Source organism: Aquihabitans sp. McL0605 (genome assembly GCF_049993875.1).
Classification (GTDB): domain Bacteria; phylum Actinomycetota; class Acidimicrobiia; order Acidimicrobiales; family Iamiaceae; genus Aquihabitans.
This window is the reverse complement of record NZ_CP188252.1, coordinates 4,720,198-4,734,371: the sequence shown is the minus strand read 5'-3', so window position 1 is coordinate 4,734,371 and position 14,174 is coordinate 4,720,198. Positions and strand designations below refer to the sequence as shown.

Sequence of the window (14,174 nt, the reverse complement as noted above, 5' to 3'; positions counted from 1 at the left end):
TACCGCCCGCCCCTGACCAGCCCGAAACGTGATCGCGCTAGCGGCGCTGCGGCGTGGAGTGGTCCCAGTCGGCGAGCAGCGTCCGCACCGCCATGGTCACGAGCAGCGGCTGGTCGAGCATCCCGTGGTGGCCGGCCTCGGGGATCTCGATCACAGGCGCGCTCCGGCCCAGCATCTCGTACATGGAGTCGCCGATGTCGTGGGTGACGAGGCCGAACTCGGCGCGCAGCAGCGCGAACCGGCAGGCCACCCGCGGCAGGTACGGCAGCGCCACGGCGCGGATGCTCTCCTTGAACGCGCCGAACACGTTGTGGTCGAACTTCCAGCTGTAGCCGCCGGGCACCTCGTGGAGGGAGCGGAACGCGACGTGCTTGATGATGTACGGCAGCGAGTCGTCCTGCGGCGGGATGGTGCGGAAGCGCGCCAGCGCCTCTTCCGCCGTGGGGTACACCCGCGGCACGCCGAACGCCTGCTTGGCGTTGGCGACACCGATCTCGTGGGCCGGCTCGGCCACCGGCGAGTCGAGGACGATCACGCCGGCCAGATCGTCGGGGTACAGCGCGCCCGTGGCGATGCTCACGAACCCGCCCATGCTGTGGCCCACCACGACCGGGGCGCCGTCGATGCCCGCATCGGCGGCGACGGCGACCACCTCCGAGGCCCACTGCTCGAGCGAGTACTCGGGCCGGTGCTCGCTGTCGCCGTGGCCCGACAGGTCGATGGCGACCACGCGGTACTGGCGCGAGAAGCTGGCCGCCACGTGGGTCCACCAGTGGGCGTGAGCGGCCCCGCCGTGCACGAACACCAGGCCCCGGCGGCCCGGCTCGCCCCAGGCCAGGTAGTGGATCTGGGCCCCGTCGACCTCGACGTGCTCGTCGAAGAAGGGGGTGTGCAGCGCTCGCCGGAACCAGCTCGGGGCGTCGTCGGCGATCAAGAAGTCCACGTCGGCAACCATGGTCGGACCGTAGACCAGCGCTCCCGGAGCGGCTCAGTTCCCGGCGCCTCGCGGGGCCGAGCGGTGGTCAGGGCGTGGTGCCGGCGCCGGGCAGCACCCGGTAGCTCTGGTACACGCCGTCGATCCCGCGGATGCGGCCGAGCACGGCGTCGAGGTGGGACGGATCGCCCAGCTCGCAATCGAAGCGCATCGACGCCATCCGGTCCCGATCGGTCTTCATGTTGCAGGCGATGATGTTGACCTTGTGCTCGGCCAGCACGCCCGAGACGTCGCCGAGCAGGCCGGGCCGGTCGAGGGAGCGGACCTCGATGGAGGCCACGAAGATGCCCCCCGACAGGTCGCTGTCCCACTCGACCTCCATGAGGCGGTCTCGCTGGCCGGCCTGGAGCGACGCGGCGTTGGCGCAGTCGGCGCGGTGGACCGACACGCCCCGCCCCCGCGTGACGAAGCCGATGATCTCGTCGCCCGGCACCGGGGTGCAGCACCGCGAGAGCCGGACCATCACGTCGTCGAGCCCCTCGACGTGGACGCCGGCGCCCGTGCGGTTGGTCCGCATGGTGGAGGTGCGGGTGACCGAGGTGGGCAGCTGCTCCTCGCGCTCGGGATCGCCCGAGCGCAGCAGCCGGCTGACCCGGGCCACCACCGCTTCGGGCGAGACGTGGTGCTCGCCGATGGCCGTGTAGAGCGCGTCGACGTCGACGTAGTTGAGGTCGATCGCCGCCTCCTCGAGCACGCCGTGCGGGAGCTTCTGCGTGGGCAAGCCCTCCTTGCGCAGCTGCTTCTGGAAGTCTTCGCGGCCGGTCTCCTTGGCGTCCTCCCGGCGCTCCCGGGAGAACCACTGGCGGATCTTGTTGGCCGCCCGCGGCGTCTGCACGATCTGCAGCCAGTCGCGGCTGGGACCGGAGCCCTCGACCTTGGAGGTGAAGATCTCGCAGGTGTCGCCGGACGTGAGCTGGTGGCTCAGCGAGACCAGCCGGCCGTTGACCCGGGCGCCGACGCACGCGTGCCCCACCTCGGTGTGGACCGCGTAGGCGAAGTCGATGGGCGTGGCGCCCTTGGCCATGGTGACCACGCGGCCCTTGGGCGTGAAGACGTAGACCTCGTCCTGCTCGAGGTCGACCTTGAGGGTCTCCATGAACTGCTCGGGGTCCGACGTCTCCTGCTCCCAGTCGACGATGCGGTTGAGCCACGCCAGCTCGTCGGACGGCGTGCCCCGCTTGTAGGCGAAGTGGGCGGCGACGCCGAACTCGGCGCGCTGGTGCATCTCGTTGGTGCGCAGCTGCACCTCGAGGGGCTTGCCCTGGGGCCCGATCACCGTGGTGTGCAGCGACTGGTACAGGTTGAACTTGGGCATGGCCACGTAGTCCTTGAACCGTCCCTGCACCGGGCGCCAGGTGGCGTGGATCGATCCGAGGGCGGCGTAGCAGTCGCGCACCGAGTCGACCTGGACCCGGATGCCGACGAGGTCGTAGATGTCGTCGAACTGGCGGCCCTTCACGACCATCTTCTCGTAGATGCTCCAGAGGTGCTTCGGCCGGCCGCTGACATCGGCCTCGACGCCCAGCTCGGCGAGGCGCTGGCGCACCTCCTCGAGGACCTGCTCGAGATACAGCTCGCGCTCAGGCGACCGGGTGGTGACCATGTAGTCGATCTCGGCGTACTGCTTGGGGTGGAGCGTGGCGAAGCTGAGGTCCTCGAGCTGCTGCTTGAGGTCCTGCATGCCGAGGCGGTGGGCCAGCGGCGCGTACACGTCGAGCGTCTCGCGGGCGATGCGGGCCTGCTTCTCCGGCGGCATGGCCCCGAGCGTGCGCATGTTGTGGAGCCGGTCGGCCAGCTTGATCATGAGGACCCGCAGGTCCTTGGCCATGGCGACGAGCATCTTGCGCATCGACGCCGCCTGCTGGGCGGCCTTGGAGTCGAACTGGACCCGATCGAGCTTGGTGACGCCGTCGACGATGCCGGCCACCTCGTCACCGAACTGGGCCGCCACCTGCTCGAGCGTGACGCCCGTGTCCTCGACGGAGTCGTGCAGCAGGGCCGCCGCCACGGTCACGTCGTCGAGCCCGAGGTCGGCCACGATCCGCGCCACGGACAGCGGGTGGTGGATGTAGGGCTCGCCGCTCTTGCGGGACTGGCCCTCGTGGGCCGCCGCCGCCAGCTCGTAGGCCTGGGCGATCAGGACGGTGGACGTCTTGGGGTGGTGGCTCCGGAACGTGGCCAGCAGGGGCGCGAGCTCGACCGAGGCCGGGGCGCTCGATCGGCGCCAGGGAAGCACCCTGCTGACGGTGGACATGGCCTCAGCCTACGGGTGGCAGCAACCCGTCATCGCGGTGCCCCGGCTCAGGAGTAGGTGATGAGCGAGGTGATGGCGGCGTCGCCCAGGGGGGCCCGACCGCCGAGGAAGGCGAGCTCGATGACGAAGGCGAAGGCCACGACCGACGCGCCGCACTGCGCGAGCAGCTTCTCGGTGGCGGCTGCGGTGCCGCCGGTGGCCAGCACGTCGTCGACGATCAGGACCCGATCGTCGGCGCTCACCGCGTCCTGGTGGATCTCGAGCAGGTCGGTCCCGTACTCGAGCTCGTAGGACTGGCGGTTGACCTGCCACGGCAGCTTGCCGGCCTTGCGCACGGGCACGAACCCGGCACCCAGGCCGACCGCCACGGGGGCAGCGAAGATGAACCCGCGCGCTTCCATGCCCACCACCTTGGTGATGCCCAGCTCGGCGAACGGGGTGCAGAGGCCGTCGACCGCGGCCGCCAGCGCCGACGCGTCGGCGAGCAGCGGCGTGATGTCCTTGAAGCCGACACCCGGCTTGGGGAAGTCGGGGATGTCGCGCACGAAGTCGGTGAGCACGACCGCGGGGTGCGTCATCAGCGCTTCTTGCCCTGCTTGCGGGCCTTGGGGACGACGCCACCGTCGCCCGCCACCGTGCGTCCGCCCGCCTCCGCGCCCGTGGTGGCGAACGCCGCCACCAGGTCGGCCTCGGTGGACGCGTGCTTGTCGACCCGCTCGCGCAGCTCGCGGTAGCGGGGCTCGCGCTCCTTCAGGATCGCCAGCATCGGGGTGGCGATGAAGATCGACGAGTAGGCACCCGACAGCAGACCGAGGAACAGGGCCAAGCCGAACTCCTCGAGCGTGGTGGCACCCAGGACGAACGAGCCCAGCACCAGCACGGTGAAGATCGGGAGCAGGGCCGTGATCGAGGTGTTGAGCGACCGCATCAGCACCTGGTTGAGCGACATGTTCGCCATCTCGGAGTAGGTCATCTTGGCCTTGCGCCCGAGCAGCTTGGTGTTCTCGTCGACGCGGTCGAACACCACGATGCCGTCATAGATCGAGAAGCCCAAGATGGTGAGCAGCGCGATCACGGTGGCCGGTGTGACCGGGAACTGGAAGATGGCGTAGATGCCCACCACGATCAGCAGGTCGTGCACCAGGGCCGCCAGGGTGGCCATGGCCATCCGGAACTCGAACCGCAGCGTGATGTAGAGGCTGATCACGATCAGGAACACGATCAGCGCCGTGCGGGCCTTGGCGGAGATCTGCTGGCCCCACGACGGGCCCACGGTGTCGACCGTGACGTCCTTGACGTTGGACCCGGTGAGCGAGGCCAGCTCCTTGGTGACGGCCTGCCCCACCCGCTCGACCTCTGCCTGCTCGAGGGCGTCGAGGGCACTCACCTGCTTCTGCATGTCGGCGGTGGACGCCGTCACGACCTTGTCGGTGGCCTTGCCGTCGCTGACGCTCTTGGAGAGGTCGTCGATCTGGCTCTGGAGGGTCTTGAGCGGCGTCGGGACGGCCTCCTTGAACGGCCCGTCGACGCTGTCGAGGTTGGCCTGCACGGCGTCGACCTTCGACTTCGACTCGCCCTTGAGCTTCGACTTGATCGAGCTGAGGTCGGACGAGGCCTGGTCGAGCGCCTTGGTGGTGGCCTTGTCGGGGCTGGACGAGGCCTCGGCCTCGACGCGCAGGAGCTTCTTCTCACCCGACCCGGTGCCCTGGGTGACCAGCTGGACCTGGACGTCGTTGTAGCCGAGGTCGCCCATGGCCTTGGTGACCTCGGCGACGTCGGCCTTGCCGGCCGGGACCTCCCAGACCGTGCCGCCGGTGAAGTCGATGCCGAGGTTGAGGCCGTTGCCGACCAGCGCGACCAGGCCGATGAGCAAGAAGACGGCGGAGATGCCGAACCAGAGCTTCCACCGGCCGATGAAGTTGATGTTGGTCTCGCCGTGGTACAGCCGCGAGAAGCCGCTCCGGTGCCGGACCGGGATGGCCGCGATGGCCTCGAGGTCGGCGACCGAGTCGACCTCGTCCTCGACGGGCTCGGTCTCGGTCGGGGCTTCGGTGGGCTCGTTCACGGCGTCTTCGGTGCCGTCGATGTCGTCGTTGCTCACGCCTTGGCTCCCGCCTGCTCGATGGCTCGTTGCTGCGAGCTGTCCATGCCGAGGAACCGCGATTCGGACATCCGCTTGTTGCGGCTCAGCAGGGCCACGACCGGGCGGGTGAAGAAGTAGGCGACGAACAGGTCGAGGACGACCGAGATGCCGAGGAAGAAGGCGAAGCCGCGCACGGGGCCGACCGTGAGCCACCAGAGCAGGAACGCACCGAGGAACGAGGCCACGTCGGCGGTGATGATGGTCCGGATGGCGCTGTTGAAGCCCCGTTCCGTGGAGCTCCGGACGCTGCGCCCGGATCTCACCTCATCGCGCATTCGCTCGAAGTACACGACGTACGAGTCGACGGTGGTGCCCACGGACACGACGATGCCGATGATGCCCGACAACGTGAGCGCGAGCCCCTGGCTCGCGGACAGCCAGCACACCAGGCCGTACATGAAGCCACCCCACACGGTGAGGCCGGCGATGACCACCAGGCCGAGGCCCCGGTAGTAGAGGAGCATGTAGACGGCCACGAGGGCGATGCCCACGGCGCCGGCCAGCAGGCCGGCGTGCAGCGAGTCGGTGCCGAGCGTGGCCGAGACCTGCTGCAGCGCGACCTGGTCGAACTCGACGGGGAGCGAGCCGTAGCGCAGGACGAGGGCCAGCTCCTTGGCCTCGCTCTGGGTGAAGCTCCCGCTGATCGTGAAGTTGTTGCTGGCCAGGTCGGAGCCCTGGACCGCCGGCGCCGACAGCACCTGGCCGTCGAGGACGATGGCCACGGCGCCGTTCGTGCCGTCGCCGGCCGACGCCGGACAGGTGGCCGCGCCGTCGTGGCAGGCGTTGAACGTCTGGTTGGCCAGGGTCTGCTTCGACCCCTTGACCGAGACGTTGACCGCCCACGCCTCCTGCAGGGCCGCCTCGGCCTTGCTCAGGGCGTCACCGGTGAACCCGACCGGGCCCAGCGTGTAGAGCGTCTGGCCGTCCTTGGACGGGACGACCTCGGTGCCGGGGGCGAGCGGGGCCGTGGTGGTGGCGCTCGAGCCGCCGCCGGAGGCCGCACCCGACTTGCAGCCGGCCGCCGGCGAGCTGCTGTTGGTGGTGGCGTCGCCCGCAGCCGTGGTGGTGGTGGCGCTCGGGGCCGTCGTGGTGGTGGCCGGCGGGGCCGTGGTGGTGGTGGGCGGCGCCGTCGTGGTCGTGGTGGTGGGGGCGAACTGGCCGGGCAGCGCGCCCTCGCCCGCGCTCAGGCCGACCGCGCCGGCGCCCGTCTCGCCCGTGCCATCGCCCGAGGTCGTGGTGGTGGCGCCGGTCGTGGTGGTGGACTTGGAGCCGGCCTTCGTGGTGGTCGTGGTCTTGGGCGACGTGGTGGTGGTCTCGCCCGGGAGCGGCGGCGCGTCGGGGTTCGCCTCGCGCGACAGCACGGGCCGGAACTCGAGCTTGGCGGTGCAGCCCACCACCTGCTCGGCCTTGGCCCGATCGGTCACGCCAGGGAGCTGCACGATGACCGTGCGGCCCTGGCGGACGATCTCGGGCTCGGCGACGCCGAGGCCGTCGACGCGCTGGCGGATGATGTCCTTGGCCTTCTCGACGCTCTCCTCGGAGGGGAGCTGGCCGTTGACCTCGCGGGCCTGGAGGACCACGGAGAACCCGCCCTGCAGGTCGAGGCCCAGCGTCGGCGTGGTGTCGGTCAGGTGGGCGGCCAGGACCGCGCTGAAGGAGGCGAGGACCGTGAGGATCAGCGAGATCCACAGGTTCCGGCGGCTGCTCACGACTGCTCTCCTTCGATCGTTGCGGTCGCCTCGTCGGCGCCGTCCGTCGACCCGGTCAGCTGCTGGTCCACGTCGTCATCCTGTTCATCGTCGCCTTCGCCATCTTCATCGTCTTCCAGCCGGGTGGAGATGGCCAACCGGGCCATCGTCAGTACCACTCCGTCCGCCACTTCGATTCGCACGGTCTCATCGCCGACCTCGACGAGGGTTCCGTGGATCCCGCTGAACGCTTCGACCCGATCGCCCGCGACGAGCGAGTCCACCAGCATCGCATGGACTCGCTGGCGCTTCTGTTGGGGTCGCACGATCAACGCCCAGAAGACGGGGATCAGCAGGAGCGTCAGGATCAGGGCGGGCAACGAAGGGTCCGTTCACGTACGGGAAAAAGCCTCGGGAACCCTAGTGCGCGCCGCATGCACCACCGGCTTCATCCCCACACATCCAGCACGGCCCGGCGGGCCTGGTCGAACCGGCCCTCGCGAACGGCCGCCCGCAGGCCCACGACCAGGTCGGACAGCCAGGCCACGTTGTGGATGGTGAGCAGGCGCGCCGCGGTGGGCTCACCCAGGCGGTGGAGGTGCCGGAGGTAGGCGCGCGACCAGCGGGCGCACACGCGGCAGCCGCACGACGGGTCGAGCGGGCCCTCGTCGCGCTCGTGCACCAGGTTCTTGATGTAGAGGCGGCCCTGGGAGGTGAGCACGGTGCCGTGACGGGCGTGCCTGGTGGGCAGGACGCAGTCGAACAGGTCGACGCCGAGGCCGACGGCTTCGACGATGCTGGCCGGATCGCCCACGCCCATGAGGTAGCGGGGCTGGTCTGCCGGCAGGTGCTCCAGCGCGGCGGCGAGGGCCGGGAGCATCTCCTCGCGGGGCTCCCCCACGGACAGGCCGCCGATGGCGTAGCCGTCGAAGCCGGTCTCCACCGTGCGCTGTGCGCTCTCGACCCGCAGGGTGAGATCGGTCCCACCCTGCACGATGCCGAACTGGGCCTGGTCGAGCCCGCGGTCGGTGCGCCACCCGGCCCCGTCGAGGAACGCCGCCCGCCCCCGCCGCCCCCAGGCGTGGGTGCGGTCGACCGCGGCCTTGATGACCCGCGGGGCCGAGGGCAGCGGAGGGCACACGTCGAGCACCATCTGGATGTCGGCACCCAGCTTCGACTGGATCTGGGCGGCCGACTCCGGCGTGAGCCGGTGCGTCGAGCCGTCGTAGGTCGATCGGAACGTGGCGCCCTCGTCGGTGACCTTCGGTTCGAGCGAGAAGATCTGGTAGCCGCCCGAGTCGGTGAGGACGTGGCCGCCCCAGTCCATGAACCGGTGGAGGCCGCCGAGGTCGGCCACCAGGTCGGCACCGGGCCGCAGCATCAGGTGGTACGTGTTGGCGAGGATCAGCGGGATCCCCATGGCCTCGAGGTCGGCGGCGTCGAGCGCCTTGACCGAGGCCCGCGTGCCCACGGGCATGAACAGCGGCGTGGGCAGCACGCCGCGCGCCGAGGTGATGGTGCCGGTCCTGGCGGCGCCGTCGGTGGCTTCGATGTCGATGGTGAGCTTCACGAGACCCCGTCCCGGCGGTCGAGCAGCATGGCATCGCCGAACGAGAGGAACCGGTAGCCCTCGTCGAGCGCCGAACGGTACAGGTCCTTCCAGCGCGGCCCGACGAACGACTCGACGAGCGCGAGCAGCGACGATCGGGGCACGTGGAAGTTGGTCAGGAGCCGGTCGACCACCTGGAAGCGGAAGTCGTCGCGGATGAACAGGCTGGTGCTGTCGGTGGCGGCGCCGGTGAGGGCCCACGCCTCCAGGGCCCGGGTCACGGTGGTGCCCACCGCCACCACCTGGCCGGTCACCGCGTCGAGGGCGGCGAGCGTGTCGTCGGGGATCCGGTAGCGCTCCGCGTGCATCGGGTGGTCCTCGACCCGGTCGGCGGTGATGGGCCGGAACGTGCCCAGGCCCACCTGGAGGTCGACGGTGGCCACCCGCACGCCCTTGCGACGGCAGGCGTCCAGCACGGCATCGGTGAGGTGCAGGCCCGCGGTGGGGGCGGCCACCGAGCCCGGGCGCTGGGCGTAGACGGTCTGGTAGCGGTCGGGGTCGGCCAGGGGCTCGTGGATGTACGGAGGCAGCGGCACCTCCCCCACCCTGGCCAGCACGGCGAGATCGTCGTCGGTGCCGCCGTGGACGGTGACGGCCCGGCGGCCGTCGTCGCCGAGCACCGGCCCCACCTCGACGGTGAGGTCGTCGCCCACCGGCGCATCGGGGACCAGGACGGTGCCGTCGGGCACGCGCCGGCTGGGCCGGACCAGCGCCTCCCAGTGGCCCTCGGGCCGCCGCTCGAGGAGCAGCACCTCGACCGCGCCCCCCGTGGGCTTGCGCAGGTGCAGCCGCGCCGGGATGACCCGGGTGTCGTTGACCACGAGCAGGTCCCCGGGGTCGAGCAGACCGGGCAGGTCGGCCACGGTGCGGTGCTGCACGGCCCCCGACGGGGCGCCCGCCACCAGGAGCCGGGCCGAGTCCCGGGGCTCCACCGGAGCCTGGGCGATGGCCGACGCCGGCAGCTCGTAGTCCAGCTCGGTGGTGTCCATCGGGCCGGTGAGCGTATCGGGCCGGTGGGGCGGGTCAGGAAGAGGCCAGGTCGGCCAGCGCCCGCAGCGCGGCCGAGGCCAGCACCTGAGCGCCCAAGCCGATGGCCTGTTCGTGCAGGTCGAAGCCCCCCGCATGGAGGTCGACGCGGAGCCGGGCCGGGTCCCACACGCCGAGGCGGAAGTAGCCCAGGCGCGCGTGGTCGCCGTACCAGGAGAAGTCCTCGCCGCCGGCGCTCTGCTCGGTGGGGCCGACGTGGTCGTCGCCCAGCACCCCCATCGCGGCCTGGCGGATCATGTCGACCGCCCACGGGTCGTTGACGATCGGTGGTGCGCCGGTCTGGTGGTCGAGCTCCCAGGTGGCGCCGAGCGGCTCGACGATGGCGGGCAGGAGGCGGGCGATGTGGTGCGGGGCGGCCTCCCACGCGCCGCGGCCCGACGCGCGGAGCGAGCCGAGCAGGCGGGCCTCGGTGGCGATCACGTTCGGGGCGTCGCCCACCTGGATCGACCCGAAGGTGAGGTTCAGCCCGTCGCGCGGATCGGACAGGCGGCCGAGGCTCATGGGCAGGTCGACCACCACGCGCGCCGCGATGTGGGCCAGGTCGGCGGTCTGGTGGGGGCGGCCGGTGTGGCCGCCCGGGCCGAAGAGGCGGATCTCGACCTGATCGGCCGCCGACGTGATGGCACCGGCGCTGACCCCGACGTCGCCCACCGGACGGGAGGGGTCGGCGTGCAGGGCGAACACGGTGTGGACGTCGTCGACCACGCCGGCGGCCACCAGGGCGGTGGCGCCGCCGGGCACCGACTCCTCGGCCGGCTGCAGGATGATCCGGACCCGACCGGTGGCGCCGGGCTGCCCGAGCTCGTGGTGCAGGGCGATGGCGGCGCCGACCACGGACGAGGCGTGCAGGTCGTGGCCGCACGAGTGGCAGAGCCCGTCGACCGTGGACCGGTACGGCACCTCCTTCGTGTCCTGCATCCGCAGGGCGTCGATGTCGCCGCGGATGGCGACGAGCGGACCATCGGTGCCGATGTCGCAGATGACGCCCGTGCCGGTGGGACCCACGCGGGCCGGGAGCCCCGCGGCCTGGAGCACGTCGAGCAGCCGCGCCGTGGTGCGGTGCTCCTCCCACGACGGCTCGGGATGGGCGTGGAGGTCTCGGCGCAGCGCGATCAGCTCGGGCTCGAGCGCGCTGACCGCGGCGACGACGCGCTCCTCGGACCCGCTCATGGCGCCATCTCGTCGGACGCCAGCTCGCGCGCCAGCTGGTCGACGACGGCCCACAGGTTCTTGCCCCCGTCGGACGCCGCGCGCTGGCGCTGGTAGCTCGGCCCGTGCTCGAGGATCCGGCGGATGTCGGCCAGCTCGTCGGCGCACCCCAGCTGCTCGGCCTGGGGCGTCACCAGTGCGACCAGCCGATCGATGTCGACCCGGGCGGGCGCCACCGTGCCCTTCTCATCGACGATGAAGCCCGCCTCGATCCCGTAGCGGCCGGCCCGCCACTTGTTCTCCCGGAGGATCCACGGGCGCTGGCGGCCGGGGGCGAGGTCGTCGTCGTGGAGGCCGTCGAGGTGCAGCACCAGGCTCTGGGCCAGGGCGGCCACGGCCGCGATCTCCGTCATGGTGGCCATCCCGTCGCACATCCGGAGCTCGACCGTGCCGAAGTCGGGGTGCGGCCGGATGTCCCACCACACCTCGCGGACCGTGGAGATGGCCTCGGCGGCGACCAGCGTGGACATGTACTCCTCGAAGTCGGCCCAGGTCTCGATGTCGGCCGGGAGCCCGGCGGTGGGCAGCCCCTCGAACACCTTCGAGCGGCTCGAGGCAAGCCCGGTGTCGTGGCCCTCCCAGTAGGGGCTCGACGCCGACAGGGCGAGGAAGTGCGGGATGTACGCGGACAGCCCGTTCGTGATGGCCACCGCCTTCTCGGCCGACCGCACCCCGACGTGCACGTGCACGCCGAAGATCTGCAGCCGCCGGGCCATCCACTGCATCTCGTCGACGAGGCGGTCGTAGCGCTCGCTCGGGCTGACCCGCTGCTCGCCCGGCAGCGAGAACGGGTGGCTCCCCGAGCACACCACCGTCAGCCCCCGGGCGGTGGCGGCGGCGCGGACCTCGCCCAACGTGGCCTCGAGGTCGGCGCGGGCCTCGGCCACGGTGGTGCACACCCCGGTGATGATCTCGATGCAGCACTCGAACAGCTCGTGCTTGGCCTTGGGGTGCTCGCCACCGGGATGGCCGGCACCGAGCTCGGCCAGGATCTCCGACGCCGCCGACGCAAGCTCGCCCGTGCGCACGTCGATCAGCTCGAGCTCCACCTCGATGCCCAGGCTCGGCCCCGGAGAGGCGTTGAACTCGATCTGCACCTCCGAAGGCTAACGGCGCCTGGTGGCTGGTCGGGACGAGACCGAGCTCCATCCCCTAGCTGAATCGGACATGGCATGACAGGGGCGGAAGCAGCGCTCGGCTGTCAGACCCCCTTCGTACGACTTGTCTCGCGCGTTGATTGCGCAGAAACAAGGGGTATGGCACGGGCACACGATGTAGAGGTGGCCCGTTGTGCCACGGCGTGTCGCAGGTCGACCAACGCGCATCCGGGACACACGAGCGGCGGGACTTCCGGTAATCCCGGCCTCAGATGCCGAGGTGCCAGGAGCCTCCTGCCCTACTCGCTTGCGCGGCTGACGACCTGCGGCCGGCTACCTCTCAGGGAACATCTCGCCGGCCGAGTGCTGCTCATGTTCTTGCTCGCGGCGGTCGCGTTCAGCAAACTCGGTGAGGTCGCTGTGCTGTTCTTCGAGCCGGTCCGCTCTCTCGTCGGCTGCGGCCGTCTCCGCCTCAGCTTCGGTGACCGCCTCCTCCCACGCACGTTCAGCTTCCGGTTCCTGCGGCTGGTGGGCTTGTAGCTGCGCTAGGTCTTGAGCCCGCTGGACGGCCGCGGTGCGCGCCTCTGCCCACTCCGCGTTGACCTTCTCGACGTCGAGCACCTTCACCTGGGCGGCGAGCACCTGCATGTCCATTGCGGCCCGGAGCGCCCCGTCAGGTGCTAGCAGCGGCGCGGTCACCTGCTCGTGGAACGACAAGTTGGCGATGTTGGAGAACTGCTCGATCGTCCGGGGGTCGGTGGTGATGGTCGCCAGCTCATCGAAGAGCGAGTCGGTCACCGGATCAAGCAGGTGCGCTGCTACCGAGGCCCGAACCGCCGCGGCGCTGGCCGGGTCGTTGAGGAGCCCGCTGAGCAGTTCGCTGCGTGAACGTCTGCCGACGTCAGCGCCGAGCGAAGCGGCAGCGATGCTGAGGACGTCATCGCGCACTCGGTCCCAGGCTTGCTGGGAACGCGTGTAGCGGGTGAGGTCGGTGACGAGGTCTGGGATCCGGTCGGCCCCGGGCGGCCCGATGGGAGGGCCGAACACGGCATCGACATGGGTTTGAGCGATGCCGTCCACCGTGATCCCCGCAGCTGCAGCGGGAGGCAGGCCGGCGGTCTTCCAGTCCTCGAGTTCGCCTGCGACGAGGCGCTCGAGGGCTTCGCCGTTGACGGTGCAGCGGTCGACGGCAGTGTTCGAGCCCCAGTGGTTCTCCCGCATCGACGCAGCCAGCGGGGAGACCAGGTCGCCGCCGGCCAGCAGAAGCCCGTACGCGTACACCTTCGGGTCGGTCACCACCCCCAGGTCCCCGGGGGTGACGTTCTCGCCGCGGGCGCGGGCATCGAGGTGGTACAGGCCGGCGCTGTTGCACTGCCAGTGCAGCAGCCCGCCGCCTTTGACGTTCAGGCCATCGAGGTCGTACCAGGCGTGCTTGCCGACCTGCACGCCGAGCATCGTCCTGATTCCGGTCGCCGGGTCGAACCGTTCCGCCCACGCGAACGCTCCGTCGAAGACGTGCCACGACGTCGTCTGCGGATGCCAGAGGGTCAGGAGCGACCCGTCGGGCAGGACGCGCTGCTCATGCTGGACGAGCTGCACGCAGGATCCGTTGCCGAGCGCGAAGAACCAGCCGGCGAAGCTGGTAGGTGGGCTGTCCAGGTCGAACGCTCGAGCTTGGACGGCGTCGACATCGCGGCGGTTCTCATTGAGCCATGCAGGCTTGTCCGGGGCGGCGAGGAAGGCGGTCCCGAGCTCAGGGGTGAGCGCGATCGTCCCGTTCGGGAACGCTGAGAACGTACCCCAAAGCGGGGACCTCAGGTCGGTGACGAGCTTCCTACCTGGGCCGTCGACCATGTGCTGCCCGAAGATCACGTTCGCGTGCCCGTCGCCGCTCCAGCGCGGGTCGTGAACGGCAGTTCCGAACGGAAGCGGTGAGGTCGGGATGGTCTCCATCAGCTTGAAGGTGTCCGCGGGGCGGGCACGCATCTGCGCGGGCACGTCCGCCCACCTTCCCGGGAAGATCGTGCTGATGTGGTCGGTGAGACCGGGGCGGACCGACAGCGGGGAGCGCGCAAACGGTGTCCCTGTGCTCATCATCCGGGCGACGGCCGGCCGCAGCAGGTCGGCGCGCAT

11 protein-coding genes are annotated in these 14,174 nt (G+C 70.8%); all 11 read right to left on the bottom strand.

All coding sequences use genetic code 11. The features are described 5' to 3' along the window. Positions 1–37: 37 nt before the first annotated feature. The 11 genes from ACPPVX_RS22005 to ACPPVX_RS21955 all read right to left on the bottom strand — a co-directional run bounded on the left by ACPPVX_RS22005 (position 38) and on the right by ACPPVX_RS21955 (position 14,174). Positions 38–955 (bottom strand): alpha/beta fold hydrolase, encoded by a 918-nt coding sequence (locus tag ACPPVX_RS22005; RefSeq protein ID WP_426572727.1) that lies wholly within the window; start codon positions 953–955, stop codon positions 38–40. Between the two features lie 67 nt (positions 956–1,022). Further along, a complete protein-coding gene (locus tag ACPPVX_RS22000) occupies positions 1,023–3,248 on the bottom strand; it encodes a RelA/SpoT family protein (RefSeq protein ID WP_426572726.1) in 2,226 nt (741 codons plus the stop codon). A gap of 47 nt (positions 3,249–3,295) precedes the next feature. Next, positions 3,296–3,826 carry an adenine phosphoribosyltransferase gene (locus ACPPVX_RS21995; protein WP_426572725.1) on the bottom strand — a complete coding sequence of 177 codons (531 nt, stop codon included), beginning with the start codon at positions 3,824–3,826 and terminating at the stop codon, positions 3,296–3,298. Next, a complete protein-coding gene (secF, locus tag ACPPVX_RS21990; RefSeq protein WP_426572724.1) occupies positions 3,826–5,349 on the bottom strand; it encodes a protein translocase subunit SecF in 1,524 nt (507 codons plus the stop codon). The genes ACPPVX_RS21995 and secF overlap by 1 nt, the downstream gene beginning before the upstream one ends. Then, positions 5,346–7,100 carry a protein translocase subunit SecD gene (gene secD / locus ACPPVX_RS21985; RefSeq protein WP_426572723.1) on the bottom strand — a complete coding sequence of 585 codons (1,755 nt, stop codon included), beginning with the start codon at positions 7,098–7,100 and terminating at the stop codon, positions 5,346–5,348. Before secD ends, secF begins: the two co-directional genes overlap by 4 nt. Then, complete coding sequence (gene yajC, locus ACPPVX_RS21980) at positions 7,097–7,459, bottom strand: preprotein translocase subunit YajC (RefSeq protein ID WP_426572722.1); 363 nt, start codon at positions 7,457–7,459, stop codon at positions 7,097–7,099. The genes secD and yajC overlap by 4 nt, the downstream gene beginning before the upstream one ends. A gap of 68 nt (positions 7,460–7,527) precedes the next feature. Further along, the gene (tgt, locus tag ACPPVX_RS21975) at positions 7,528–8,649 is read right to left on the bottom strand and encodes a tRNA guanosine(34) transglycosylase Tgt (protein ID WP_426572721.1); all 1,122 of its coding nucleotides are present in this window, start codon (positions 8,647–8,649) and stop codon (positions 7,528–7,530) included. Then, a complete protein-coding gene (queA, locus tag ACPPVX_RS21970) occupies positions 8,646–9,677 on the bottom strand; it encodes a tRNA preQ1(34) S-adenosylmethionine ribosyltransferase-isomerase QueA (protein ID WP_426572720.1) in 1,032 nt (343 codons plus the stop codon). The genes tgt and queA overlap by 4 nt, the downstream gene beginning before the upstream one ends. Positions 9,678–9,711: 34 nt before the next feature. Then, the gene (locus ACPPVX_RS21965; RefSeq protein WP_426572719.1) at positions 9,712–10,905 is read right to left on the bottom strand and encodes an amidohydrolase; all 1,194 of its coding nucleotides are present in this window, start codon (positions 10,903–10,905) and stop codon (positions 9,712–9,714) included. Beyond that, positions 10,902–12,041, bottom strand: a complete 1,140-nt coding sequence (locus tag ACPPVX_RS21960; RefSeq protein ID WP_426572718.1) for a glutamate--cysteine ligase — start codon at positions 12,039–12,041, stop codon at positions 10,902–10,904. Before ACPPVX_RS21960 ends, ACPPVX_RS21965 begins: the two co-directional genes overlap by 4 nt. Positions 12,042–12,374: 333 nt before the next feature. Beyond that, positions 12,375–14,174 carry a hypothetical protein gene (locus tag ACPPVX_RS21955; protein WP_426572717.1) on the bottom strand — a complete coding sequence of 600 codons (1,800 nt, stop codon included), beginning with the start codon at positions 14,172–14,174 and terminating at the stop codon, positions 12,375–12,377.